This window comes from Bacillus sp. FDAARGOS_1420 (assembly GCF_019344915.1).
GTDB classification, from domain to species: domain Bacteria; phylum Bacillota; class Bacilli; order Bacillales; family Bacillaceae_G; genus Bacillus_A; species Bacillus_A mycoides.
Window position 1 is genome coordinate 1,128,972 of record NZ_JAHWJB010000001.1, and the last position, 25,571, is coordinate 1,154,542.

At 39.0% G+C, this 25,571-nt stretch carries 32 protein-coding genes and 1 pseudogene; 31 read left to right on the forward strand and 2 right to left on the reverse strand.

The features are described 5' to 3' along the window. Positions 1 to 27: 27 nt before the first annotated feature. From glpX to I6L50_RS05910, 13 genes are all read left to right on the forward strand, one after another. Positions 28 to 993, forward strand: coding sequence for a class II fructose-bisphosphatase (gene glpX, locus I6L50_RS05855; protein WP_002016310.1), 966 nt, complete (start codon positions 28 to 30; stop codon positions 991 to 993). A gap of 503 nt (positions 994 to 1,496) precedes the next feature. Further along, positions 1,497 to 2,768, forward strand: a complete 1,272-nt coding sequence (rho, locus tag I6L50_RS05860) for a transcription termination factor Rho (protein ID WP_002016308.1) — start codon at positions 1,497 to 1,499, stop codon at positions 2,766 to 2,768. 384 nt (positions 2,769 to 3,152) lie between these two features. Next, positions 3,153 to 3,365, forward strand: coding sequence for a hypothetical protein (locus I6L50_RS05865; protein WP_219300821.1), 213 nt, complete (start codon positions 3,153 to 3,155; stop codon positions 3,363 to 3,365). Between the two features lie 96 nt (positions 3,366 to 3,461). After that, positions 3,462 to 3,707 (forward strand): type B 50S ribosomal protein L31, encoded by a 246-nt coding sequence (locus I6L50_RS05870; protein ID WP_000643447.1) that lies wholly within the window; start codon positions 3,462 to 3,464, stop codon positions 3,705 to 3,707. A gap of 110 nt (positions 3,708 to 3,817) precedes the next feature. Beyond that, positions 3,818 to 4,402, forward strand: coding sequence for a thymidine kinase (locus I6L50_RS05875; protein ID WP_002016305.1), 585 nt, complete (start codon positions 3,818 to 3,820; stop codon positions 4,400 to 4,402). Between the two features lie 359 nt (positions 4,403 to 4,761). Further along, complete coding sequence (prfA, locus tag I6L50_RS05880; RefSeq protein ID WP_002139009.1) at positions 4,762 to 5,829, forward strand: peptide chain release factor 1; 1,068 nt, start codon at positions 4,762 to 4,764, stop codon at positions 5,827 to 5,829. Continuing rightward, entirely contained in the window at positions 5,829 to 6,680 is an 852-nt protein-coding gene (gene prmC, locus I6L50_RS05885; protein WP_002143879.1) for a peptide chain release factor N(5)-glutamine methyltransferase, read from the forward strand. The genes prfA and prmC overlap by 1 nt, the downstream gene beginning before the upstream one ends. Before the next feature lie 111 nt (positions 6,681 to 6,791). Further along, positions 6,792 to 7,652 carry a stage II sporulation protein R gene (gene spoIIR, locus I6L50_RS05890; protein ID WP_219300823.1) on the forward strand — a complete coding sequence of 287 codons (861 nt, stop codon included), beginning with the start codon at positions 6,792 to 6,794 and terminating at the stop codon, positions 7,650 to 7,652. A gap of 49 nt (positions 7,653 to 7,701) precedes the next feature. Further along, positions 7,702 to 8,160 carry a GNAT family N-acetyltransferase gene (locus I6L50_RS05895; protein WP_002016300.1) on the forward strand — a complete coding sequence of 153 codons (459 nt, stop codon included), beginning with the start codon at positions 7,702 to 7,704 and terminating at the stop codon, positions 8,158 to 8,160. Between the two features lie 108 nt (positions 8,161 to 8,268). Beyond that, on the forward strand, positions 8,269 to 9,309 hold the full coding sequence (locus I6L50_RS05900) for an L-threonylcarbamoyladenylate synthase (protein WP_113936187.1): 1,041 nt from the start codon (positions 8,269 to 8,271) through the stop codon (positions 9,307 to 9,309). 77 nt (positions 9,310 to 9,386) lie between these two features. Then, on the forward strand, positions 9,387 to 9,935 hold the full coding sequence (locus I6L50_RS05905) for a manganese efflux pump MntP (protein WP_113936188.1): 549 nt from the start codon (positions 9,387 to 9,389) through the stop codon (positions 9,933 to 9,935). Between the two features lie 19 nt (positions 9,936 to 9,954). Then, positions 9,955 to 10,086: a hypothetical protein gene (locus tag I6L50_RS34710; protein ID WP_001037634.1), complete on the forward strand. Its 132-nt coding sequence runs from the start codon at positions 9,955 to 9,957 to the stop codon at positions 10,084 to 10,086. A gap of 81 nt (positions 10,087 to 10,167) precedes the next feature. Next, positions 10,168 to 10,446, forward strand: a complete 279-nt coding sequence (locus tag I6L50_RS05910) for a DUF3935 domain-containing protein (RefSeq protein ID WP_002034899.1) — start codon at positions 10,168 to 10,170, stop codon at positions 10,444 to 10,446. Between the two features lie 166 nt (positions 10,447 to 10,612). Here the strand turns inward: I6L50_RS05910 and I6L50_RS05915 are convergent, their stop codons facing one another. Both I6L50_RS05915 and I6L50_RS05920 read right to left on the reverse strand, forming a co-directional pair. After that, on the reverse strand, positions 10,613 to 11,224 hold the full coding sequence (locus I6L50_RS05915; protein WP_219300825.1) for a flavin reductase family protein: 612 nt from the start codon (positions 11,222 to 11,224) through the stop codon (positions 10,613 to 10,615). A 167-nt stretch (positions 11,225 to 11,391) separates the two neighbouring features. Further along, positions 11,392 to 11,778: a DoxX family protein gene (locus tag I6L50_RS05920; RefSeq protein ID WP_219300826.1), complete on the reverse strand. Its 387-nt coding sequence runs from the start codon at positions 11,776 to 11,778 to the stop codon at positions 11,392 to 11,394. 387 nt (positions 11,779 to 12,165) lie between these two features. Between I6L50_RS05920 and I6L50_RS05925 the strand changes: the two genes are divergently transcribed. From I6L50_RS05925 to I6L50_RS06010, 18 genes and pseudogenes are all read left to right on the forward strand, one after another. Beyond that, the gene (locus I6L50_RS05925) at positions 12,166 to 12,663 is read left to right on the forward strand and encodes a PTS sugar transporter subunit IIA (RefSeq protein ID WP_002016294.1); all 498 of its coding nucleotides are present in this window, start codon (positions 12,166 to 12,168) and stop codon (positions 12,661 to 12,663) included. Positions 12,664 to 12,909: 246 nt separating this feature from the next. Further along, a complete protein-coding gene (locus I6L50_RS05930; RefSeq protein WP_113936191.1) occupies positions 12,910 to 13,350 on the forward strand; it encodes a low molecular weight protein arginine phosphatase in 441 nt (146 codons plus the stop codon). A gap of 96 nt (positions 13,351 to 13,446) precedes the next feature. Then, positions 13,447 to 13,890 carry a ribose 5-phosphate isomerase B gene (gene rpiB / locus I6L50_RS05935; RefSeq protein ID WP_219300828.1) on the forward strand — a complete coding sequence of 148 codons (444 nt, stop codon included), beginning with the start codon at positions 13,447 to 13,449 and terminating at the stop codon, positions 13,888 to 13,890. A 66-nt stretch (positions 13,891 to 13,956) separates the two neighbouring features. Beyond that, complete coding sequence (locus I6L50_RS05940; RefSeq protein ID WP_002089746.1) at positions 13,957 to 14,529, forward strand: TIGR01440 family protein; 573 nt, start codon at positions 13,957 to 13,959, stop codon at positions 14,527 to 14,529. 253 nt (positions 14,530 to 14,782) lie between these two features. Continuing rightward, entirely contained in the window at positions 14,783 to 16,024 is a 1,242-nt protein-coding gene (gene glyA, locus I6L50_RS05945) for a serine hydroxymethyltransferase (RefSeq protein WP_219300830.1), read from the forward strand. A 271-nt stretch (positions 16,025 to 16,295) separates the two neighbouring features. Beyond that, positions 16,296 to 16,925 carry a uracil phosphoribosyltransferase gene (upp, locus tag I6L50_RS05950; protein ID WP_002139017.1) on the forward strand — a complete coding sequence of 210 codons (630 nt, stop codon included), beginning with the start codon at positions 16,296 to 16,298 and terminating at the stop codon, positions 16,923 to 16,925. A gap of 375 nt (positions 16,926 to 17,300) precedes the next feature. Beyond that, positions 17,301 to 17,414 (forward strand): DUF4024 domain-containing protein, encoded by a 114-nt coding sequence (locus tag I6L50_RS05955; RefSeq protein ID WP_000232963.1) that lies wholly within the window; start codon positions 17,301 to 17,303, stop codon positions 17,412 to 17,414. Positions 17,415 to 17,440: 26 nt separating this feature from the next. Continuing rightward, complete coding sequence (locus I6L50_RS05960; RefSeq protein ID WP_002089742.1) at positions 17,441 to 17,665, forward strand: AtpZ/AtpI family protein; 225 nt, start codon at positions 17,441 to 17,443, stop codon at positions 17,663 to 17,665. Further along, positions 17,665 to 18,057, forward strand: coding sequence for an ATP synthase subunit I (locus tag I6L50_RS05965; protein WP_002016288.1), 393 nt, complete (start codon positions 17,665 to 17,667; stop codon positions 18,055 to 18,057). The genes I6L50_RS05960 and I6L50_RS05965 overlap by 1 nt, the downstream gene beginning before the upstream one ends. Before the next feature lie 7 nt (positions 18,058 to 18,064). Beyond that, on the forward strand, positions 18,065 to 18,784 hold the full coding sequence (gene atpB, locus I6L50_RS05970) for a F0F1 ATP synthase subunit A (protein WP_002089740.1): 720 nt from the start codon (positions 18,065 to 18,067) through the stop codon (positions 18,782 to 18,784). 56 nt (positions 18,785 to 18,840) lie between these two features. Next, the gene (gene atpE / locus I6L50_RS05975; RefSeq protein WP_000052064.1) at positions 18,841 to 19,059 is read left to right on the forward strand and encodes a F0F1 ATP synthase subunit C; all 219 of its coding nucleotides are present in this window, start codon (positions 18,841 to 18,843) and stop codon (positions 19,057 to 19,059) included. 129 nt (positions 19,060 to 19,188) lie between these two features. Beyond that, positions 19,189 to 19,695, forward strand: a complete 507-nt coding sequence (gene atpF, locus I6L50_RS05980; RefSeq protein ID WP_002113045.1) for a F0F1 ATP synthase subunit B — start codon at positions 19,189 to 19,191, stop codon at positions 19,693 to 19,695. After that, positions 19,692 to 20,234, forward strand: coding sequence for a F0F1 ATP synthase subunit delta (gene atpH, locus I6L50_RS05985; protein ID WP_002113044.1), 543 nt, complete (start codon positions 19,692 to 19,694; stop codon positions 20,232 to 20,234). Before atpF ends, atpH begins: the two co-directional genes overlap by 4 nt. An 11-nt stretch (positions 20,235 to 20,245) precedes the next feature. Then, positions 20,246 to 21,754, forward strand: coding sequence for a F0F1 ATP synthase subunit alpha (gene atpA, locus I6L50_RS05990; RefSeq protein ID WP_113936192.1), 1,509 nt, complete (start codon positions 20,246 to 20,248; stop codon positions 21,752 to 21,754). Between the two features lie 326 nt (positions 21,755 to 22,080). Then, positions 22,081 to 22,941: a F0F1 ATP synthase subunit gamma gene (gene atpG, locus I6L50_RS05995; RefSeq protein ID WP_002016283.1), complete on the forward strand. Its 861-nt coding sequence runs from the start codon at positions 22,081 to 22,083 to the stop codon at positions 22,939 to 22,941. Between the two features lie 245 nt (positions 22,942 to 23,186). Continuing rightward, entirely contained in the window at positions 23,187 to 24,596 is a 1,410-nt protein-coding gene (gene atpD, locus I6L50_RS06000) for a F0F1 ATP synthase subunit beta (RefSeq protein WP_002139020.1), read from the forward strand. 20 nt (positions 24,597 to 24,616) lie between these two features. Next, positions 24,617 to 25,018 (forward strand): F0F1 ATP synthase subunit epsilon, encoded by a 402-nt coding sequence (gene atpC, locus I6L50_RS06005; protein WP_002016279.1) that lies wholly within the window; start codon positions 24,617 to 24,619, stop codon positions 25,016 to 25,018. A 181-nt stretch (positions 25,019 to 25,199) separates the two neighbouring features. After that, a pseudogene (locus I6L50_RS06010) lies at positions 25,200 to 25,454 on the forward strand (DUF975 family protein); the annotation flags it as partial. Positions 25,455 to 25,571: the final 117 nt, after the last annotated feature.

Genomic DNA, 25,571 nt, shown 5'->3' on the forward strand with positions numbered 1-25,571 from the left:
ATAAAGATTTAAAGGAGAGGGATTATCGTGGAAAGAAGTTTATCTATGGAGTTAGTACGTGTAACAGAGGCTGCAGCATTATCATCAGCGCGTTGGATGGGGCGCGGAAAAAAAGATGAGGCAGATGGTGCAGCAACATCAGCTATGCGTGATGTATTTGATACAATTCCGATGAAAGGTACAGTTGTAATTGGCGAAGGTGAAATGGATGAAGCGCCAATGCTATATATCGGAGAGAAGTTGGGTACAGGATATGGACCACGCGTAGACGTTGCAGTTGATCCTTTAGAAGGGACAAATATCGTAGCAGCTGGCGGATGGAATGCGCTTGCTGTTATTGCAATTGCAGATCACGGCAATTTGTTACATGCTCCTGACATGTACATGGATAAAATAGCGGTTGGCCCAGAAGCAGTTGGTGCAGTTGATATTGACGCACCTATTATCGACAACTTACGTGCAGTGGCGAAAGCGAAAAATAAAGATATCGAAGATGTTGTAGCGACAGTTTTAAACCGTCCACGTCATCAAGCAATTATCGAAGAAATTCGTAAAGCTGGTGCTCGTATTAAATTAATTAACGATGGAGATGTAGCTGGAGCAATCAATACAGCATTTGACCGTACTGGTGTAGATATTCTATTCGGTTCTGGTGGAGCACCTGAAGGTGTATTAGCTGCGGTCGCATTAAAATGCTTAGGTGGAGAAATTCACGGGAAGCTCTTACCTCAAAACGAAGCTGAACTAGCTCGTTGTAAAAGAATGGGTATTGAAGATATCAATCGTATCCTTCGTATGGAAGACTTAGTAAAAGGTGACGATGCAATCTTTGCAGCAACAGGTGTAACAGACGGAGAACTATTACGAGGCGTTCAATTTAAAGGTAGCGTCGGAACAACACAATCCCTTGTTATGCGTGCAAAATCAGGCACAGTACGCTTCGTAGACGGACGTCATAGCTTAAATAAAAAACCGAATTTGGTTATTAAATAAAAAGTGCAAGCGGCTCGTTCAGAATCGCAGGGCATTGGAACTCTCGACCTTGAAGCGTTTTTTGCTTCGAGTGAGAGAGTGAAATGCCCGGAGATTCTAGCCGCTGGAACTGGATTAAATAAAAAGCGTAAGCAGCTCGTTCAGAATGGGAGGGGGATGGAGCTTCTGACGTAGAGGCGCTTTTTGCCTCGCAGGAAGAAGTGAAGCCACCGACCATTCTAGCTGCTGAAGCTGGATTAAATACAAGCAGAAATACCTTATCTATTCTGCCTTAAAATCAGGTGAGTAGAAAAAAGAAAGAAATATGAAAAGGCGAAGACAAATTTTCTTGTCTTCGCTTCTTGTATTTGTGTTTCAACGTATTGATTAAAACTAGATAAAAGGGTTACAATAGTGAATATTATCCTACTTGAACTTATTGCCTTTCATTATTATTTATTTGCCTTCCGTATTTTTCCCTTTACCCATGTGAAAAGAGAATAAAGTTAAAGTGTGGTGTCTGAATGAATTTGTCAATTGCAGCATTAGAAAACATGAAATTAAAAGAGTTATACGAGCTTGCGAAGGAATTTAAGATTTCGTATTACAGCAAGTTAACGAAAAAAGAGCTAATCTTCTCTATCTTAAAAGCTCGAGCAGAAAAAGAAGGTTTCTTTTTCATGGAAGGCGTATTAGAAATTATTCAATCAGAAGGATTTGGATTCTTACGTCCTATCAATTATTCTCCAAGCTCAGAAGATATTTATATCTCGGCTTCGCAAATTCGTCGTTTCGATTTACGTAATGGAGATAAGGTTTCTGGTAAAGTACGACCTCCGAAAGAAAATGAGCGCTATTTTGGATTGCTACAAGTTGAAGCTGTAAATGGAGATGATCCAGACTCAGCAAAAGAGCGTGTACATTTCCCTGCATTAACACCGTTATACCCAGATCGCCAAATGAAATTGGAGACGGAAACGAAAAAGTTACCGACACGCATCATGGATTTAATCGCACCAGTTGGATTTGGACAACGTGGTTTAATTGTTGCGCCTCCAAAGGCTGGTAAAACAAGTCTGTTAAAAGAAATTGCACACAGTGTCACAACAAATCATCCGGAAGCAGAATTAATTGTACTTTTAATTGATGAGCGTCCAGAGGAAGTAACAGATATTGAACGTTCTGTTAAAGGTGATGTTGTAAGTTCTACTTTTGATGAAGTGCCAGAGAATCATATTAAAGTAGCTGAGCTTGTATTAGAGCGTGCAATGCGTCTTGTAGAACATAAAAGGGACGTTGTTATTTTAATGGATAGTATTACCCGTTTAGCGCGTGCTTACAACCTTGTTATTCCGCCAAGTGGTAGAACCTTATCGGGTGGTATTGATCCTGCTGCTTTTCATAGACCGAAGCGTTTCTTTGGGGCTGCGCGTAATATCGAAGAGGGCGGTAGCCTAACGATTTTAGCAACAGCGCTTGTTGATACAGGGTCTCGTATGGATGATGTAATTTACGAGGAGTTTAAAGGAACTGGAAATATGGAACTTCACTTAGATCGCTCATTAGCTGAGCGCCGTATCTTCCCAGCGATTGATATTCGTCGCTCTGGTACGCGTAAAGAAGACCTATTAATTCCGAAAGAACATTTAGACAAGCTGTGGGGTATTCGTAAAACAATGCGTGATACACCAGACTTTGTTGAAGGCTTCTTACGTAAACTTCGTCAAACAAAGACAAATGAAGAATTTTTACAAAACATTGTTGCAGACTCAAAAAGGTATGTAACCACTAAGTAAAGGGAAAAGATGGGGACTCGCTTATTTCGTAGTAAGCGAGTTTTTTATGTTTTTAAGGGAATATTAGAGAGAGTAATATATGGAAAAAATTTGTTTTTTGAGATGGAAATCATATTTGGATTGAGAGCTTGAAGTGCCCTACGATTCTGGGCGAGCCGCTTGCGCTTTAAGGTGTATCTAGTTCCATCTCCAGCGGCTAGAATGGTCGGTGGCTTCGCGTCTTCCTACGAGGCAAAAAGCGCCTCTACGTCAGAAGCTCCATCCCCCTCTCATTCTGAACGAGCCGCTTGTGCTTTTAGGTATATCCATCTCCAGCGGCTAGAATCTCCGGCCATTTCGCTCTCTCACTCGAAGCAAAAAACGCTTCTTGGTCGAGAGCTTGAAGTGACCTGGATTCTGAACGAGCCGCTTGTGCTTTTAATTGATATCCAGCTCCAGCGGCTAGAATCTCCGGTCATTTCGCTCTCTCGCTCGAAGCAAAAAGCGCTTCTTGGTCGAGAGCTTGAAGTGACCTGGATTCTGAACGAGCCGCTTGTGCTTTTAATTTTTAAAAAGACAAAAACAGGTAGTTGCAAAATGGAGTTAGCCTTGTTATAATTTCATCATATGTGTTTCATCAATATAGTTGTGTAAGCAGCTGAAGATGAAAAACTCTGTTTCGAAAATGATTCAGGGCGGAAGGAGATGAAAAGAATGAAAGCAGGAATCCATCCAAATTACAATAAAGTTGTATTTATGGACACGAACACTGGCTTCAAATTCTTAAGCGGGTCTACAAAAGGCTCTAGCGAAACTGTTGAGTGGGAAGATGGTAACACTTATCCATTACTAAAAATTGAGATCAGTTCTGATTCTCACCCATTCTACACTGGACGTCAGAAGTTTGCTACTGCAGACGGACGTGTTGACCGCTTCAATAAGAAATACGGTATTAAGTAATAAAGAACATAAAACAGGCAAGTGTATGTATTCGCTTGTCTGTTTTTTTTGCGAAAATATTAAACCTTTGCCCTACTTTGGATTAGGAAAGTAGATGAAAGGAGAGCTCAATGTACTTAATGAATCAAAATGGTTGGATTGAAGTGATTTGCGGGAGTATGTTTTCTGGAAAATCAGAAGAGCTCATCCGCCGTATACGCCGTACACAATTTGCGAAACAACATGCAATTGTATTTAAACCATGTATTGATAATCGTTATAGTGAAGAAGATGTTGTATCACATAATGGATTAAAGGTTAAAGCAGTTCCTGTTTCAGCTTCAAAAGATATATTTAACCATGTAACAGAAGAAATGGATGTTATTGCAATCGATGAGGTACAATTTTTTGATGGGGACATTGTGGAAGTGGTGCAAGTATTGGCAAATCGTGGCTATCGTGTCATTGTAGCTGGATTAGACCAAGATTTCCGTGGTCTACCATTTGGACAAGTTCCTCAGCTGATGGCGATTGCTGAACATGTAACTAAATTGCAGGCAGTTTGTTCTGAATGTGGATCTCCTGCAAGTCGTACGCAACGTTTAATCGATGGAGAACCAGCGGCATTTGATGATCCAATTATTTTAGTTGGGGCTTCAGAATCGTATGAACCACGTTGTCGTCATTGTCATGCAGTACCTACAAAACAAAGATAAGTGAAACTCGCTATGTAGAGCGGGTTTTTTTCGAAAATAGATGAAGATTGGTGGCAAGCTCTTTGTGTCTAAGAACCGCCGCAACTCAAGGTGAAAAGCACCTTTTCTTTTGTGCGAGAGAACCTTAGCCAGTCAGAGCTGAGCGAGCCACCTGCGCTTTTAAATATTATCTAGCTCCAGCGGCAAGAATCTCCGGCCATTTCACTCTCTCGCTAGAAGCAAAAAGCGCTTCAAGGTCGAGAGGTCCAATGTCCTGCGATTCTGAACAAGCCGCTTACGCTTTTAAATATAATTTGCGTTTTTTTGATTAAGTACCATATACTATTTGTATTAGATACTAGGATGTAGAGGTGAATGGTGTGTTAGATCGTTTGCAAGCTGTAGAAAATCGTTATGAGAAGTTGAATGAATTGTTAAGTGACCCAGAGGTTATTAGCGATACAAATAAGCTTCGTGAGTATTCAAAAGAGCAATCTGATATTCAGGACACGGTAGAGGTGTACCGTGAGTATAAAGATGTTCGTGAGCAATTACGAGATGCAAAAGCAATGTTAGAAGATAAGTTAGACGCTGATATGCGTGATATGGTAAAAGAAGAGGTTTCTGAATTAGAAGGACAAGAGAAAACATTATCAGAACGTCTGAAAATTTTACTTGTTCCAAAAGACCCTAATGATGATAAAAACGTTATCGTTGAGGTTCGTGGCGCTGCTGGTGGTGACGAGGCAGCTTTATTTGCTGGTGATTTATATCGTATGTATAGCCGTTATGCTGAGGTGCAAGGTTGGAAAACTGAAATTATCGAAGCGAGCTATACAGAGTTAGGTGGATATAAAGAGATTATCTTTATGATTAATGGTAAAGGTGCTTTCGCGAAGCTGAAATTCGAGAATGGTGCTCACCGTGTACAACGTGTTCCTGAAACGGAATCTGGTGGACGTATTCATACATCTACAGCAACTGTAGCTGTACTACCAGAGGCAGAAGAAGTAGAAATTAATATTCATGAAAAAGATGTTCGTGTTGATACGTTTGCTTCTAGTGGTCCTGGTGGACAAAGCGTTAATACAACGATGTCAGCGGTACGTTTAACGCATTTACCGACTGGTGTAGTTGTATCTTGTCAGGATGAGAAATCACAAATTAAGAATAAAGAAAAAGCGATGAAAGTATTACGCGCACGTGTTTATGATAAATTTAGACAAGAAGCGCAAGCTGAGTATGATCAAAACCGTAAACAAGCTGTTGGTACGGGAGATCGTTCAGAGCGTATTCGTACGTATAACTTCCCGCAAAACCGTGTTACAGACCATCGAATCGGTTTAACGATTCAAAAGCTAGATCAAATCCTACAAGGTAAGTTAGATGATTTCATCAATGCCTTAGTGATGGAAGATCAGGCGCAAAAGATGGAGGCAGCTGAGTAATGCGTGTCTATGAAGCCCTGAAATGGGCTTCTTCTTTTTTACAGGAAAATGGACGAGATGAAAATGCGGGAGAAATTGTCCTTTGTCATGTATTAAAGACAAACAGAACCGGAATGCTCATGAATATGCGTGAAGAAATAACTGCGGAACAAGAGAAAAGTTTTGCAGAATTTATCCACAACCATGTAGAAGGTATTCCGATCCAATATATGCTCGGTTATGAAATGTTTTATGGCCGATCATTCTTTGTAAATGAAGAGGTATTGATACCAAGACCGGAAACAGAGGAACTTATAGTTGGAGTGCTAGAGAGAATTGAGCGCCATTTCGGTAATGAGGAGCTTCACATAGCGGATATTGGAACAGGTAGTGGAGCGATTTCTATTACGCTCGCTTTAGAAAATAAAAATCTTCATGTGTATACAGTAGATATCGCACAGGAGTCGATTGAAGTTGCAAAAGAAAATGCAAAAACTTTAGGGGCGGATGTAACTTTCTATCACGGCGATTTACTGTCTCCGTTTTATGAAACAGGTCAGAAGTTAGATGTTGTTGTTTCCAATCCTCCGTACATACCAGAGGAAGATTGGCGTGGTCTTTCTACTGTTGTGAAGGAGCATGAGCCGAAGCGTGCGCTTGTTGGTGGTGAAGATGGACTAGATTTCTATCGTCGTTTTATGGAAGAATTGCCGAATGTATTACAGAAAAAGGCGATTGTGGCGTTTGAAATTGGTGTAGGGCAAGGTGAAGATGTGAAAGCATTATTACAGCAAACTTTCCCGCGCGCTCAAGTCGAAGTTGTATTTGATATTAATGGAAAAGATCGCATGGTATTTGCAGAGATGGAGTAAGGTTAAAACCTTACTCTATTTTTTTTGAAAAAATTTATATAGATTTTGAATTTAATAGTTTAGAAAGAAGTAACTCTGTCCACACTGTTTCTAGAGGGGACGGTGGAGGAAATGAAAAAACAAGTTATTGCTTATCTTCTTCTATTATTAATTGGTGCACAGTTACTTGTGCAGTTTGGATATATGAAAGCTGATGCGAAAGGGCCTTCTGTTATTCCGAAAGAGGCCGTTCGATTACGAATTTTAGCAAATAGTGATTCAGATAAAGATCAGGCATTAAAACGTAAAGTACGTGATGAAGTGAAAGTGCAAATTGATGGATGGGTAGCGGATTTAACGTCATTTGAAGAAGCTCGAAAAGTAATTCAAAATCATATTCCTGAAATTGAAAAGACAGTGGCGAATACGCTGAAAAGAGAAGGAAGTAAAGAGGCGTTTCAAGTGAAATTCGGTAAGAATGTGAAGTTTCCTACAAAGGTATATGGGAATTTTATTTATCCGGCAGGAGAATATGAAGCGGTACTTATTACAATTGGAAAAGGTGAAGGTGCAAACTGGTGGTGTGTATTATTTCCACCGATGTGTTTCTTAGATTTTTCAAGTGGTACAGCTGTAAGGAAAGAAGAACATGTTGTGAAGGCTGAATCTCCTGAGGAGGGGGAAGTTAAGGAGCAAGATGAGGAAGTAGTGGATGTACCAGAGAAGAAAGAGGGTAAAGTGAAAGAAACGAAGGGTGTAAAGCAGGAAGTCGCAAAAAAAGTAACAGATTCTGAAAAGAAAGTAGTAAAACACGAAACACAAGTAGAAGAACAGCCTGTAAAAAAAGTAGAAACAAAAACTGTGGAAAAAGTGGAGAAACCTGTGGAGCAAAAACAAGAAAAGCAAAATGAGTATGTAACAGTAGAAGAGGAAGAGAAACCAGAGGTTAAATTATTTATCGTCGAAGCTTTTACATCTTTATTCTCTAAATAGTGCTATTAATAAATCCTTCCTCATATATATCAATGAGGAGGGATTTACTATGAAGAACGTGTATTTTGCTACGAAAGCAGATGTAGAAAGATTACATTCTTTTTTCGGACAAGCTAATAAAAAAGATGATAAAATAAATGAGTTGTACGCACAATTTATGATCTTGGAAGAGGCGGGAGAAATACGAGCGGTAATTGGATATGAACAAAGTGGAGAAAATGCACTTATCCGTTCTTGTTTATTCACACCTAATGTGGATAAACAGACTTTCTTATATTTTTTCGAGATGTTTTTGCAGTATATGAAAGAAAAAGATATTCGACAATTGTACTTACTCACAAATCATCCACAATCTGTGACCATCTTTCAGTTTTTTAACTTTGTCATTATAGAGAAAGAGGAAGTGCCAGAGGAAATTCGACAGTTAGAACACTTTTGTAAAAATATAAAAGAGCTAAATGCAATAATACTAAATTGTCAGCTATTCACAAAGTTATCCACGGATTAACAAGGTTTATCCACATTTTGTGGATAAACCTTGTTTGTCTTTTGGATAAATCTCATAGTAAACTAAAAATAGACAAGTATTTCATGGTAGAAAAGGACGTGGGAAAAAATGCATACAAATATGTGGGTTGTGGATAATGTTGTGGAAAGAAAAAAATATTATCCACAATTAAAAGAAGCAGCGAGATTATTAAGAGAAAATGAAGCGGTGGCCTTCCCAACGGAAACGGTTTATGGGTTAGGAGCAAACGCAATGGATGATGAAGCGATAGCGAAAATTTTTGAAGCGAAAGGGAGACCGAGCGATAATCCACTGATTGTCCACATAGGAACAAAATCTCAGTTAGATGGTATCGTAAAAGAAATTCCGCCGGTTGCAGAAAAGTTAATGGAGCATTTTTGGCCAGGACCATTAACAATCATTTTACCGAGAAAAAAAGGGATTTCAGAGAGGGTTACGGCAGGACTTAATACAGTCGGAGTGAGGATGCCGGATCATCCAGTAGCGCTCGCCCTTATTGAAGAGGCAAACGTGCCTGTTGCGGCACCGAGTGCGAATCGTTCAGGACGCCCAAGTCCAACGTTAGCTTCTCATGTGTATGAAGATTTAAATGGGAAAATTGCTGGTATTGTTGATGGCGGGGCGACAGGAGTAGGTGTTGAATCAACTGTAATTGATTGTACGAGCGAAGTTCCGACGATTTTACGTCCTGGTGGGATTACGCAGGAACAATTGGAAGCAGTAATAGGAAATGTTTCTTTAGATCCAGCTTTAAAGGATGAGAAAGAAAAACCGAAATCGCCTGGAATGAAATATACACATTATGCACCGAAAGCGCCACTTAGTATTGTTGAAGGATCCCGTGAGTTTATTCAACGTATTGTAGATGAGAAAAAGAAAGAAGGATTTAAAGTAGGTGTATTAACGACCGAAGAGTATCAACATGTGTATAGTGCAGATGTTGTATTGTCTTGTGGTGTGCGAAGCGATTTAGCCAGCGTTGCGACTAAGTTATATGATGTGCTTAGAACGTTTGATGCAAGTGAAGTAGATGTTATTTTTAGTGAATCATTCCCGAATGAAGGCATAGGAAATGCAATTATGAATCGTTTAACAAAAGCTGCGGGACATCATATTATCACTGAATGATAATGTACCTTTAGCAAACAGAATATTTTTCCTCGGATAAGCATATTGTGAAGTAGCACGTCCGAGGGGGGATATGAATGACACTTGAACAATTAATACCTTTAATAATTATGGCATTTGCCCTGGGGATGGATGCATTTTCAGTGAGCCTCGGTATGGGGATGGTAACATTAAAGTTAAGACAAATCCTTTATATAGGTATGACGATTGGGATATTTCATATTATTATGCCATTTATCGGAATGGTACTAGGACGTTTTCTATCAGAGAAGTATGGGGATGTCGCGAATTTTGCAGGAGCTATTTTATTAATTGGGCTAGGGTTCTATATTGTATATTCGTCTATTTTAGAAAGTGAAGAGACTAGAACTGCTCCAATTGGAATTAGTTTATTTGTATTTGCATTTGGTGTCAGTATAGATAGTTTTTCAGTAGGTCTTAGTCTTGGAATTTACGGAGCAGAGACAATTATTACGATATTATTGTTCGGACTAATAAGTATGTTACTGGCGTGGATGGGTTTATTGCTCGGTAGGCATGCCAAAAATATGCTTGGTACATATGGTGAAATAGTAGGTGGTATCATTCTGGTTGGATTTGGATTATATCTCCTTTTTCCTATATAATTTTATATAGGAGGGAATTATGAACAAGTTATTGGAATGGTATGTTAAGTTTTTAACCTTCTTTCCTAGATGGCTAAGAAGGCTAATAATCTGGGGTATTATTTTGCAAATTTCGATGTTAGGTTGGATTAAGTTAATTCGTGAATGGTGAGATCGTTCCTTTCTGTGCATAGTTTCGTTTGTACTATATTGATCACACTAAAAAATTACAAATATAGAAAGGATGAGATGGATGACGAGATTGAAGCAAGTTTTTGGTATTATTATTAGTTTTTTTGTTTTTTGGTTCAGTATGCTCGGTGTACAAATGTTTGCTGAGTTTTTAGATATTGAGTCATTGAAGTTTGTTGCAGGAAAATCGGAGGCGGCGCGTACTTTTTATTCTCCGTACCCGTTTTTAATTGTTTTCCTTATTACGTTACTTTCCTTATATTTCTTTGTAATAAAGCTTGGTAGATCTAAAAAAGAGAAATTCCCGGCATTAGAGGAGAAGAACGAAGAATTACGATAAAAAATCCCCCGCTTTCAGCGGGGGGTATGTTTGAGTGATGAAGCTGGAGCTTTTCGGTGGCATCCAGCTCCCCCTCCTAGGCCCTTGAGTCTAAGAACCTTCCCCACGAGAAGATAAAAAGCATCTTCTGTGAGGAAGAACCATTCTGAGCGAGCCGCCTCCACTTTTAAATCGGCCTCACTAATTCAAATTGTTCTCCTAGTTTTGCGTAGTTGTGTCCTGCTAGGCGGCTTATTGGTTTTAGTTCTTCGGCGTGAATTCGGCCGTTTTCGTATAAGTGTTCTGCAACGTGGAAGCGAACGACGCGGCCGATTAGTAGGTCACAAGCTGGCGAGTCGTCGGTTCCGCCGAGCGGTATAGCGCGTTCTAATATGCATTCCATTCGAATGTTTGCTTCTTTCACCCCTGGTACAGAAATGACCTCGCTGTCGATCGGTGTTAGTTTTGCTAATTCGATTTCACTTTCATCGGGTGGTAGGTTGGCAGCTGTTTCATTGATCGCTTCTACGTAAGACTCATCAGAAATATGTACGACAAATTCCCCTTTTTCGATTGCGTTTCGGGAAGTGTCTTTTGGTTTTCCTTCTTTTCGTTGTACTGAAACCGAGATAAGTGGTGGATTAGCAGCGACGATATTGAAATAACTATATGGCGCACCGTTCAATACACCATCTTTAGTTACAGAAGTAACGAATGCAACAGGACGTGGAATAATACTTCCTGTTAGTAATTTGTAATTATCTTTTTCGGTTTGTTCGTTTGGATTAATGGATAACATGTTGTAATCCCCTTTCTAAATATGAATACTTATTGTTCCTTTACAAGATATCAATGGGAATCTCCTGCTGAAAATAATATTTTTTTGATGATGTAAAAAAAAGAGATTACCTCGATTGTACTGAAGTAATCTCTTTTTTGGTAAATATCTTGAAATAGAGATAAATATTAAAGTAAAACGTAAGCACCAGGGCCAATTAAAGCTACACCAACAGCGACAGCGATTAACATTAAATTATACTCATATCCGTTTTGTGTTACCCAGTAACCATTTTTTCCGTGAACAGTGAAGATTGCCATTAACATTGTTCCAACGATAAATAATGAACCAACTGCAATGAAGATACCTGATGCAAATAAGAAACCACCTAGTAATTCAGTTGCGCCAGCCATAAATGCCATGAATACACCAGGGCGTAAACCGATTGATTCCATCCAGCCACCTGTTCCTTTTAAACCGTAACCGCCGAACCACCCAAATAATTTTTGAGCGCCATGACCCATGAATGTAATACCTATAATAAGACGAATAATAAGAAGACCGAAATCCATCATTTAAAAAAACCTCCTAAAAGTTATTAACTTACCTTATGTAAGTAATAATAAAATAGTTACTTACTTTAGTCAAGTGGATTTCGAAAAAAGTTTGAATTAAATTTTACAAATTAACAACAAAAAACAAAATGTAGTAAAGACCTCTAGACAAGTTGGGTAAAAAAAGAGAAAATATAAGTAGAAGTTAACTTCTCATTGTTATTCAGACAATCAGAATTGACTGGAATTTTGTGAGGCGCTACAATAAGAGTCTAGTAGTAATGGCATAATTTATTTCGAAAGCGTTTTTACAGTATAACATTCGAAGTATGAAGTCTTACGTGTATTTCGATCTTGAATAGAGATTGCCCTATAAACTTTTAGGTAAATTATAAGGAGGACTATCCTATGTTTAAAAAATTATTCGGTTTTGGTTCAAAAACAAATGAAGAAACAATCGTAGCTCCATTAACTGGAGCAGTGAAAAATATTGAAGAAGTACCAGATCCAGTATTCGCTGGTCGTATGATGGGTGACGGTGTTGCGATCGATCCTACTGAAGGTGTAGTTGTATCTCCAGTTGATGGTGAAATCGTACAATTATTCCACACGAAACATGCTATTGGAATTAAAGCGAAAAACGGTACAGAAATTTTAATCCACGTTGGATTAGAAACTGTAAAAATGGAAGGTGAAGGTTTCGAAGCTCACGTTTCTGAAGGACAAGCTGTAAAAGCTGGAGATAAATTAATCTCATTCGACTTAGAATTAATTCGTGAAAAAGCGAAAAGCACAATTACTCCAATCGTTATTACAAACACAGATGCAGCTGAGTCTATTAAGACAACTGTAGGTGTAACAGCTACAAAAGGTTCAACAGAAGTAATGAAAGTTACAATGAAATAATTATTGTATGAAAGGAATCTGTTTCGTATGAAATGGATTCCTTATTTCGTTTTGTAGTGTGTTCATTATGTATGGTGAAATACTTTGGGCACTTGGAAATAGGGTTTCACATATATGTGGATAAGGCGCATTTTTCTTAGAAAAAATATAAGAGAAATGCGCCTTTCGTATATTCACATTTCTTTTGTTCTATTCTAATGTACGCTATGATAAATGGTAGGAAACAGAAAAAAGGGGTGGGTTTAGATGAAACGGGTGTTATTTGTTTGCACTGGAAATACATGCCGTAGTCCGATGGCTGAGGCTTTGCTTCGCCATTATGGAGAAGGTAAATTTGAAGTGCAATCTGCTGGTGTTTTCGCCTATCCTGGAAGCGATGCGTCGGTACACGCAAAGGAAGCTTTAGCTGAAAAAGGAATTGTAATCGATCATGCCGCGCAGCAGGTAAACGATACTTTGGTTGATTGGGCGGATATTGTAGTAACAATGACGGAAAACCATAAGCAAATTGTACTTGGGCATTATCCGAGTGTTGAAAAGAAATTGGATACATTATATGGATTAACTGAGGGTATAAGTAAGGATATTTCAGATCCATTTGGCGGATCGCTTTCTATTTATAAAGAAACGTTAGAAGAGATGGAAAAACTTGTACAAACTTTACTGGAAAAACATTCAGAAGGTTGATGTTTCGTGTATAATACGATATTGGAGATCACTTTGTTGCATTAAGGTAGCGAGTGTGAAATGAAGATAATTGATTGAAACTTTGGAGGGGTAAAAATGAAAGTAGTAGTAGCATCTGATCACGGCGGTATAAATATCCGTAAAGAACTTGTAAGTTTATTAGAAGAGTTAAATATTGAATATATTGATTTAGGTTGTGAATGTGAAGCTGGTTCTGTTGATTACCCTGATTTTGCGTTTCCGGCAGCAGAAATGGTCGCGAATGGTGAAGTGGATCGTGGCATTTTAGTTTGCGGGACAGGCATTGGTATGTCAATCGCAGCAAACAAAGTAAATGGTATTCGTTGTGCATTAGTTCATGATACTTTCAGTGCGAAAGCAACGAGAGAGCATAATGACACTAACATGTTAGCAATGGGCGAGCGTGTAATTGGAGCTGGTCTAGCGCGTGATATCGCGAAAATTTGGCTAACAACTGACTATGAAGGTGGCCGTCACGAAAACCGCGTAGGAAAAATTAAAACGTACGAAACAAAGTAATAGATTCTAACTATAAGTAGTATGAAATATAATTTGGTGAACCAACCTGTGAAAGGAAGAGGCGTAATGACAGAGATCGTAAAGGTAAGAGAACAGCTGCAAATGTCGCTTTCTGATTTCCAAGAACAAGCCACGCTGCAAAGAGGCCAAATTTTTGTAGTGGGGTGTAGCACGAGCGAAGTGCTAGGTGAAAGAATTGGAACATCAGGAACGATGGAAGTGGCAGAGGCGATTTTTTCTGAATTAAAACAATTTCAAGAGAGAACAGGTATTGAATTGGCGTTTCAATGTTGTGAGCATTTAAATCGTGCTTTAGTAGTTGAGAGAGATGTAGCGATGAAATATCAATTTGAAATTGTAACAGTTACGCCTGTTAGATCAGCAGGTGGTGCATTAGCGACGTATGCGTATCACAATTTTAAAGATCCGGTAGTAATTGAGTTTATTAAAGCAGATGCAGGAATGGATATCGGTGATACATTTATCGGTATGCATTTAAAGCATGTAGCTGTACCGGTTCGTACAAGTGTGAAGGAAATAGGAAGTGCGCATGTAACGATGGCAAAAACACGTGGGAAACTAATAGGTGGAGCACGTGCCGTTTATGCGGCAAATGAAGAAGCTATTCCTTGCCGTTAAACATGAAAAATTATAAAGTCTTATAACAGCTTTATATCGAAAGGTAAAAGGTATGTGGTCTGACTTTATAATAGAAGAAAGAAAAGACCAATTTTGGTCTTTTTTTTTCTTTTATGATATAGAAAGTCATGTTAGAATGTAGTTGAAAACATGAAGGTTCGAAAGAATTACAACCTGAATTTTCGTTTTTTCTGAATAAATGAGAAAAAACTATTGGGAATTGATGTAATTCGTTCAGAAAAGGGGGATTTTGGTGGATCATTTAAAACGTCAAGATGAAAAGGTATTTGCTGCAATTGAGGCAGAACTAGGAAGACAGCGTTCAAAGATCGAGTTAATTGCTTCGGAAAACTTCGTAAGTGAAGCAGTAATGGAGGCGCAAGGTTCTGTTCTAACGAATAAGTATGCTGAAGGATATCCTGGAAAACGTTACTATGGTGGTTGTGAACACGTAGACGTAGTAGAAGATATCGCACGTGATCGCGCGAAAGAAATTTTTGGCGCAGAGCATGTAAATGTTCAACCACATTCTGGTGCACAAGCGAACATGGCAGTATACTTCACGATTTTAGAGCAAGGCGATACAGTACTTGGTATGAATTTATCTCATGGTGGTCACTTAACACACGGAAGCCCTGTTAACTTCAGTGGAGTACAATATAATTTCGTAGAATATGGCGTGGATGCTGAATCTAACCGTATTAATTACGATGATGTATTAGCAAAAGCGAAAGAACATAAACCAAAATTAATCGTTGCAGGTGCAAGTGCATATCCTCGTGTTATCGATTTCAAACGATTCCGTGAGATTGCAGATGAAGTGGGCGCATACTTTATGGTTGATATGGCACATATCGCTGGTCTAGTAGCTGCTGGTTTACATCCAAACCCAGTACCACATGCACATTTCGTTACAACGACAACACATAAAACATTACGTGGTCCACGTGGTGGTATGATTTTATGTGAAGAGCAATTTGCAAAACAAATTGATAAATCAATCTTCCCTGGTATTCAAGGTGGTCCACTTATGCACGTAATTGCTGCAAAAGCTGTTGCATTTGGTGAGACACTACAAGATGATTTTAAAACATATGCACAAAATATCATTAATAATGCGAATCGTTTAGCTGAAGGCCTTCAAAAGGAAGGACTTACACTTGTTTCTGGCGGAACAGACAATCATTTAATCTTAATTGATGTTCGTAACTTAGAAATTACAGGTAAAGTAGCAGAGCACGTATTAGATGAAGTTGGTATTACAGTGAACAAAAATACAATTCCATTTGAAACAGCAAGCCCATTTGTAACAAGCGGCGTACGTATCGGTACAGCAGCTGTAACATCTCGTGGTTTCGGTTTAGAAGAAATGGATGAAATTGCGGCACTTATTGCTTATACATTAAAAAATCATGAGAATGAAGTTGCATTAGAAGAAGCAAGTAAGCGTGTAGAAGCGTTAACGAGCAAATTCCCAATGTATACAAGTCTATAATAGATTGAAAAAGACTGCTGAAACGTAATTGTTTTGGCAGTCTTTTTTGTGGACATATATTATTTTTAAAGTATGTATACAAATGATGAATAAATTTTGGCGATATAATGAAGGATACAGCCCCCATAATTGGTAAAGATACTAGATAGATTCATTCTAATTCACGATTTTACCAAATTTGCCCTTGAATATTAGTAGCGTTTTCTTTACAATCGTAAATAGTGTAAAAAAGCGTGTAAACGCATGAATATCATCTAAAGGAGAGATTCACATGGGAAAACTGTATGTATTTGATCACCCGTTAATTCAACATAAGATTACATATATTCGCGATAAGAATACAGGTACGAAAGATTTTCGTGAATTAGTGGACGAAGTAGCAAGCTTAATGGCTTTCGAAATTACTCGCGACCTTCCACTTCAAGACATTGAAATTGAAACACCTGTAAGCAAAGCGACAACAAAAGTGATCGCTGGTAAAAAACTTGGTTTAATTCCGATTTTACGTGCAGGTTTAGGAATGGTTGATGGAATTCTGAAATTAATTCCAGCAGCAAAAGTAGGACACGTTGGTCTATACCGTGATCCTAAAACATTGCAACCGGTAGAATACTATGTGAAACTTCCAACGGATGTAGAAGAGCGTGACTTTATCGTACTAGATCCGATGCTAGCAACAGGTGGTTCTGCGGCTGAAGCAATTAATTCTCTGAAAAAGCGCGGTGCAAAGCAAATTAAATTAATGTGTATCGTAGCTGCTCCAGAAGGAGTAAAAGTAGTGCAGGAAGAGCATCCTGATGTTGATATTTATGTAGCGGCATTAGATGAGAAGTTAAATGACCATGGTTATGTAGTTCCAGGTCTTGGTGATGCTGGTGACCGTTTATTCGGAACGAAGTAAGACAACAGACGAGAGGGGGATTCCCCGCTCGTTTTTTTTTCGCCCTCAGCGCACGGGGGAGGGGGAGATAAATATACAGGGTATATACAACATAAGTTATATACACATCACATATAATATAGAAGTCTTACGTCTCGGGGACACTATATTATGGAAGGAAAGCGCTATATCTTAAAAATATAATAGTGACAAACTTGTGAACATTTTCTTCTATTATAAAGAGAAAACTGTTAGAAATTGCATATCTCTAACCAGTATTTAGAAGGGGAACGTTTTCATTTTTGGGAGGAAATGCCTAATACTCAAATTTTTTGATTTTTTACGATTTCTCGTTGACACTGTTAATACCCTATTGTATGCTAACAACGGGGATAGATGGTAGGGCTTTCAGTGACAAAAATGCATCTATTCCGTGACGAAAATGTAAACTTTTTATTTTGTATAGAATTTATGCAGAAAAATGAGTTATTATTAACACATCGTGAATGAGGGTTACATATTGGAGGGATGAATCCTTGCAAAAAAACGATCGCAGCCATATAAAAGCGTATGCTTTAATGTCAGGAATACTTGCTCAGTTAGTTGGTTCTATTCTTATTGGAATCTTTGGTGGGCAATGGATTGATAATAAGGTTGGAACGTTTCCGTTGTTTCTTATTATAGGGTTATTACTCGGGTTAGGAACAGGGGTATACGCAATGATTCGACTCATTCAACATTACTATTCGGGAGAGCAATGATGATAGACGTACATGGACTTGTCCAACGACAAAAGAAATATATGTACTACTTGCTTGCGCTTCTAGTGCTAGGATGGGGAATTACCTCTTACAAGGATGTATTTCTTGGGCTGATTATCGGAACGATTTTCAGTTTTCTTAGTTTGCGCATCATTGCACGTAGAACAGACAAGCTATTAGATCGCGTAACAAATGGAGAAAACGTGAAGTTTAAGGCGACAGCGGTAAGTACATATTCAAGATTCGCCACGATTGGGTTATTAATTTTATTTGCAGCCAAATATCAAGAGTTAATTGCGATGTGGGGCTTAGGTGTAGGATTGCTGACAGGATACCTTGTCATGATCATAGATTTTCTTTATTTAGAGTATACGAGCAGGGAAGAGAGGTGAATTACTAGTGGAACACGGTAAATTAGTTGAATTTCTAGGTTTAACGTTCGATTTGTCATCAGTTATGATGGTTACTGTAGCAGCAGTTATTGTTTTCTTAATCGCTGTTATCGGAACTCGCAGCTTAGCGCTTCGCCCAACCGGAATGCAAAACTTCATGGAATGGGTGTTTGACTTCGTGAAAGGGATTATCAATAGTACGATGGACTGGAAAACAGGTGGACGATTCTTAACGCTTGGCGTTACGCTTATCATGTTTATCATCGTATCGAACTTCCTTGGTTTACCATTCATGTATTCAACAGTTGAGGCTGGCGAACATATTGCATGGTGGAGATCACCAACGTCTGATCCAGCAGTTGCATTAACATTAGCCGTGATGGTAGTTACCCTCACCCATTACTATGGAATTAAGATGAAGGGTACGAAAGAATATGCTAAAGGTTATTTCCAACCTATGAAATTCTTATTCCCATTAAAGGTTATTGAGGAGTTTGCTAACACATTAACGTTAGGTCTTCGTTTATTTGGTAACATTTACGCAGGTGAAATCTTATTAGGATTACTTGCTAAGTTAGGTGGGGCATCATTCTTAGGAGCATTAGGTGCACTTGTACCGATGTTAGCATGGATGGGATTCAGCGTATTCGTTGGTTCAATCCAGTCATTTATTTTCGTAATGTTAACGATGGTTTATATGGCTCATAAAGTAAGCCATGACCATTAATATAATTTAAGTAAGAAAAAATTTATTTTTTTATAATACAAAGGAGGACAAATTAAATGAGTTTAGGTGTAATCGCAGCTGCAATTGCAATTGGTTTATCAGCATTAGGTGCAGGTATTGGTAACGGTCTTATCGTATCACGTACAATCGAAGGTGTTGCTCGTCAACCAGAATTAAAAGGCGCACTTCAAACAATTATGTTCATCGGGGTTGCATTAGTTGAGGCACTTCCAATTATCGGTGTAGTTATTGCTTTCATCGTAATGAACAAATAAGGGAGACTCCCCTTACATAGATGGCGAAGAGTGTTTTTCCGAACTTTCTTCGCCATTGCTTTATGAACTAAACGTATGTCTTTTTTTTTCATATGATCAATTTAGATATTTTGAAGGGAGTGAATCCTTGTGCCAACTTTATTATTAGGGGCTTCCATTCCATTTGGAACGATTGCTTATACATTGTTCATTTTCTTACTTCTATTAGTAATGCTACGCAAATTTGCGTGGGGTCCTTTAATGGGAATTATGAAAGAACGTGAAGAGCATGTTACTAATGAAATCGACGCTGCAGAAAGAAGTAACACTGAAGCGAAGAAGTTAGTAGAAGAACAACGTGAAATGTTAAAACAATCGCGTGTTGAAGCACAAGAGTTAATCGAAAGAGCGAAAAAACAAGCTGTAGATCAAAAAGATGTTATTGTTGCTGCTGCGAAAGAAGAAGCAGAATCAATTAAAACATCTGCTGTACAAGAAATTCAACGCGAAAAAGAGCAAGCGATTGCTGCTTTACAAGAACAAGTCGCTTCTTTATCTGTTCAAATTGCTTCTAAAGTAATTGAAAAAGAACTAAAAGAAGAAGATCAAGTGAAGTTAATTCGCGATTATATTAAAGAAGTAGGAGAAGCGCGATGAGCAATGGGATTGTAGCAAAACGTTATGCTGTCGCTCTTTTCAAAATTGCAAAAGAAAAACACGTATTAGAAATGTTTGAAGAGGAATTACGCCTTGTACAAAACGTTTATGTAAAGAACGGAGAACTACATAGCTTTTTAACGCAACCGAACATTTCAAAAGAGCAGAAGAAAACGTTTCTTGCAAACGTATTCGCATCTGTTTCTGAATCTATTTTAAATACGTTATATATTTTAATTGATAACAAGCGGATTGATATTCTACCTGAAATTGCAGATGAATATGTTGTTCTTGCTAATGAAGAACGTAACGTAGCGGATGCAACTGTATATTCTATTCGTCTTCTATCAGAAGACGAAAAACTTAACATTGCAGAAGCATTTGCAAAAAAAACAGGAAAAGATGCAATTCGCGTGAAAAATGTTGTAGATGAAGATTTACTAGGCGGCATTAAAGTACGTATTGGAAATCGCATTTACGACGGAAGCTTACAAGGAAAATTAGCACGTATTCAGCGTGAATTAATGAAGAATAGATAGGGGTGAAGCACATGAGCATCAGAGCTGAAGAAATTAGCGCACTGATAAAGCAACAAATCGAGAACTATCAGTCTGAAATCGAAGTTAGTGATGTTGGTACAGTTATCCAAGTTGGTGACGGTATTGCGCGTGCTCATGGTCTTGATAACGTTATGGCTGGTGAACTTGTAGAGTTCTCTAACGGCGTTATGGGACTAGCACAAAACTTAGAGGAAAACAACGTAGGTATCATTATCTTAGGACCTTACACAGAAATCCGTGAAGGTGACGAAGTTCGTCGTACTGGTCGCATCATGCAAGTACCAGTAGGAAAAGAACTAATCGGTCGTGTTGTAAACCCATTAGGTCAACCAGTTGATGGTTTAGGCCCAATCAATACAACAAACACTCGTCCAATCGAAAGTCCAGCACCAGGTGTAATGGATCGTAAATCTGTTCATGAGCCACTTCAAACAGGTATTAAAGCGATCGATGCTCTTGTACCAATTGGCCGTGGTCAACGTGAGTTAATCATCGGTGACCGTCAAACAGGTAAAACAGCAGTTGCACTTGATACAATCATTAACCAAAAAGATGAAGATATGGTTTGTATCTATGTAGCTATCGGACAAAAAGAATCAACTGTACGTAACGTAGTAGAAACACTACGTAAGCACGGTGCATTAGATTACACAATCGTTGTAACTGCATCAGCTTCTCAACCAGCTCCATTATTATACCTAGCTCCTTACGCTGGTGTAACAATGGGTGAAGAGTTCATGTACAATGGTAAACACGTATTAGTAGTATATGATGACTTATCAAAACAAGCAGCGGCTTACCGTGAGCTTTCATTACTATTACGTCGTCCTCCAGGTCGTGAAGCATATCCAGGGGATGTATTCTACTTACATTCTCGCTTATTAGAGCGTGCAGCAAAATTAAGTGATGCAAGAGGCGGCGGTTCTTTAACTGCACTACCTTTCATCGAAACACAAGCAGGGGACGTATCAGCTTACATCCCAACAAACGTAATTTCTATTACGGATGGACAAATCTTCTTACAATCTGACCTATTCTTCTCTGGCGTACGTCCAGCAATCGATGCGGGTACTTCTGTATCTCGTGTAGGTGGATCAGCTCAGATTAAAGCAATGAGTAAAGTATCAGGTACACTTCGTCTTGACCTTGCATCTTATCGTGAGTTAGAAGCGTTCGCTCAGTTCGGTTCTGACCTTGATAAAGCAACACAAGCGAAATTAAACCGTGGTGCTCGTACAGTTGAGGTATTAAAACAAGGATTACACAAACCGTTACGTGTAGAGAAACAAGTTATCATTCTTTACGCTTTAACACGTGGATTCCTAGATGATATCCCAGTAGTAGATATCACTCGTTTCGAAGAAGAATTCCATGCTTGGTTAGATTCAAATGCAACTGACTTATTAAGCGAAATTCGCACAACTAAGAAACTTGCGGATGACGACAAATTTGCAGCAGCAATTAACGGATTTAAAAAAGTATTCGTAGCTTCTGAATAATAAATAAAAGCGGAAGCGGCTCGTTCTGAATGTGAGGGGGATGGAGCTTCTGACGAAGAGGCGGTCTTTGCCTCATAGGAAGAAGTGAAGCCACCGAGCATTCAAGCCGCTGGAGCTAGATAAATAAAAAGTGAAGTCGACTGTGGCTTAGCTAGATCATATAAAAGGCATCTCAGCTTTTGAGATTGCTGACGGTTATGTAAAGGAAAAGAGTAGGTGCACCTATTCTTTTCCTTCAATCATGAGCAAGAATATCTTGCAACGTAGATTAGGAAGAGGATTCTTACTAATCGTGCCAACTTCCGGAAAAAAGGTGGTGAAAACCTGTGGCATCTTTACGCGATATAAAAGCGAAGATTAACTCGACAAAGAAAACGAGTCAAATTACGAAAGCGATGGAGATGGTATCTGCATCTAAGTTAAACCGTGCAGAACAAAATGCTAAATCTTTCGTTCCGTATATGGAAAAGATTCAAGAAGTAGTAGCGAGCATTGCGCAAGGAAGTAAAGGGATTAATCATCCAATGCTAAATGCGCGTCCTGTAAAGCGTACAGGGTACATCGTTATTACATCTGATCGCGGACTAGCAGGTGGTTATAACAGTAACGTATTACGTACAGTAAGTAACGTAATTCGTGAACGTCATAATATGGATTCAAACCAATATTCAATTATTGTGCTTGGACGACTAGGACGTGATTATTTAAAACGTCGCGGCTTTAACATCATTGATGAAGTAGTTGGATTATCTGACCACCCATCATTTACTGATATTAAAGATATTGCTTCTCGAGCAATTGCGATGTTCGCAGATGGTGCTTATGACGAGCTGTATATTTACTACAATCATTATGTAAGTAAAATTTCACAAGAAGTAACGGAAAATAAAATTTTACCGCTTACGGATGTGGCGTCTGATAAACCGACGACAGCTTATGAATTCGAACCTTCTGAAGAAGAAATTTTAAAAGTATTATTGCCACAATACGCAGAAAGCTTAGTGTACGGTGCATTACTAGACGGTAAAGCAAGTGAGCACGCGGCGCGTATGACAGCAATGAAGAGTGCTACAGACAACGCAATGGAAGTTATCGATTCACTTACACTTTCATTCAACCGTGCGCGTCAAGCAGCGATTACGCAAGAAATTACGGAAATCGTTGGTGGAGTAGCAGCGTTAGAATAGTATTAAAAAGCGTAGGCGGTTCGTTCAGAATGAGAGGGGGATGGAGCTTTTGACGTAGAGGCGATTTGTGCCTCGCAGGAAAAAGCGAAGCCACCGAACATTCTAACCGCTGGAGCTAGATTCAATAAAAAGCGTAAGCGGCTCGTCCAGAACAGGAGAGTCGCGTAAGCTATAAACTAATAAAAATTAAAAGCCGACTTCTCTTAGAAAGCTGGCTAATTAAAAGAAAGCTAGGAGGGAACCCGATGAATAAAGGGCGCGTTACGCAAATCATGGGTCCGGTTGTAGACGTTAAGTTTGATGGCGGAAAGCTACCAGAAATCTACAACGCCCTTACGGTAAAACAAAGCAACGAAAACGGAGCAAGCATTAACTTAACATTTGAAGTTGCACTTCATTTAGGTGATGACACAGTTCGTACAGTTGCAATGTCTTCCACAGATGGACTTGTTCGTGGCACAGAAGTAGAAGATACTGGTAAAGCAATCTCTGTACCAGTTGGTGATGCAACACTTGGTCGTGTATTTAACGTATTAGGTGATGCAATTGATTTAGATGGTGATGTTCCTGCGGATGTACGTCGTGATCCAATTCACCGTCAAGCGCCTGCATTCGAAGAGTTATCTACTAAAGTAGAAATTCTTGAAACTGGTATTAAAGTAGTAGACTTACTTGCTCCTTACATTAAGGGTGGTAAGATCGGTCTATTCGGTGGTGCCGGTGTAGGTAAAACAGTATTAATTCAGGAATTAATTAACAACATCGCACAAGAGCACGGTGGTATCTCTGTATTCGCTGGTGTAGGTGAGCGTACTCGTGAAGGTAACGACTTATACCACGAAATGAGCGATTCTGGCGTAATTAAGAAAACTGCGATGGTATTCGGACAAATGAATGAGCCACCTGGAGCACGTCAACGTGTTGCATTAACAGGCTTAACAATGGCTGAACATTTCCGTGATGAGCAAGGACAAGACGTACTATTGTTCATCGATAACATCTTCCGTTTCACGCAAGCGGGTTCTGAAGTATCTGCCCTTCTTGGTCGTATGCCATCTGCGGTAGGTTACCAGCCAACACTTGCAACAGAAATGGGTCAATTACAAGAGCGTATTACATCTACAAATAAAGGATCTATCACGTCTATCCAAGCGGTATACGTACCAGCCGATGACTATACGGATCCAGCACCAGCTACAACGTTCGCTCACTTAGATGCAACAACAAACTTAGAGCGTCGTTTAACACAAATGGGTATTTACCCAGCCGTAGATCCATTAGCATCTACATCTCGTGCGCTTTCTCCAGAAATCGTAGGAGAAGAGCATTATGGAGTAGCTCGTCAAGTACAGCAAACTTTACAGCGTTATAAAGAGCTTCAAGATATCATCGCTATCTTAGGTATGGATGAGTTATCTGAAGAAGATAAGTTAGTTGTACATCGTGCTCGTCGTATTCAATTCTTCTTATCACAAAACTTCCACGTAGCTGAACAGTTTACAGGTCAAAAAGGTTCTTACGTACCTGTAAAAAATACAGTTAGTGGTTTCAAAGAAATTCTAGAAGGAAAATATGATGACCTTCCAGAAGATGCGTTCCGTCTTGTTGGTAGCATTGAAGAAGTTATTGAAAACGCGAAGAAAATGATGGCGTAAGGCCTTAGGAGGGACGAATTATGAAGACATTTCCAGTCAGTATTGTAACTCCTGATGGACCGGTTTACGAAAAAGAAGTAGAAATGGTAAGCGTAAAAGCAGAGAGTGGGGAAATGGGGATCTTACCAGGTCACATTCCAACTGTTGCACCTCTAAAAATTAGTGCGGTTCGTCTGAAAAATGGTGGGCACACTGATTATGTAGCAGTAAGCGGTGGCTTTATCGAAGTTCGTCCAGATAAAGTAACTGTATTATCATCATCTGCTGAAGAAGCAAACCATATCGATATCCATCGTGCAAATGAATCGAAACGTCGCGCTGAGCAACGTATGCAAGATAAACAAGCGCATGTTGACTTTAGACGTGCAGAAATGGCCTTGCAGCGTGCTGTGAACCGTTTAAACGTTTCTGATATGAAGTAAAAAAATCCGTAAGGGCTCTTGCCTTTACGGATTTTTTGTTGTGGATATAAATAAAAAGAGGAAAAAAACGCCTCTCTTTAGGTAGGAGAGAGCATCTAGCCGTGCATAGAAGCGGTCAGAGCCTTTTTTTGCCCCATGCCAAGTGAAAATCAAGAAATAAAAAGAATTGCAGGTTCGTTTTTTGTTATATACAGGTACGTGGATTCCGATGTTGTTACTAGGTGTATTCGCGTTTTTTGGTGAGGAAGGGAATGTATCGTTAACAATTGCTTTCTTTGTACTATTAGCTATTTCGATTGTTGTAATGATTGTGATGTATTTTTCTTATGCGATGACGTATTATGTTATGGTTGAAAATCCAAATTATAGCGTTTCACAAGCAATGAGAGAAAGTAAGAACGTTATGAAGGGACATAAACTAGATTTATTTCTTTTATCATTTTAGCCAAGAAGACTCCTTCCTCAAGGAACGCGAAGTGAGTAGGTGGGAGATGAATTGGCTTCGGACAAGGGATGGCAGGAAGCCATCTTAATTGTTCGACATACATAAACT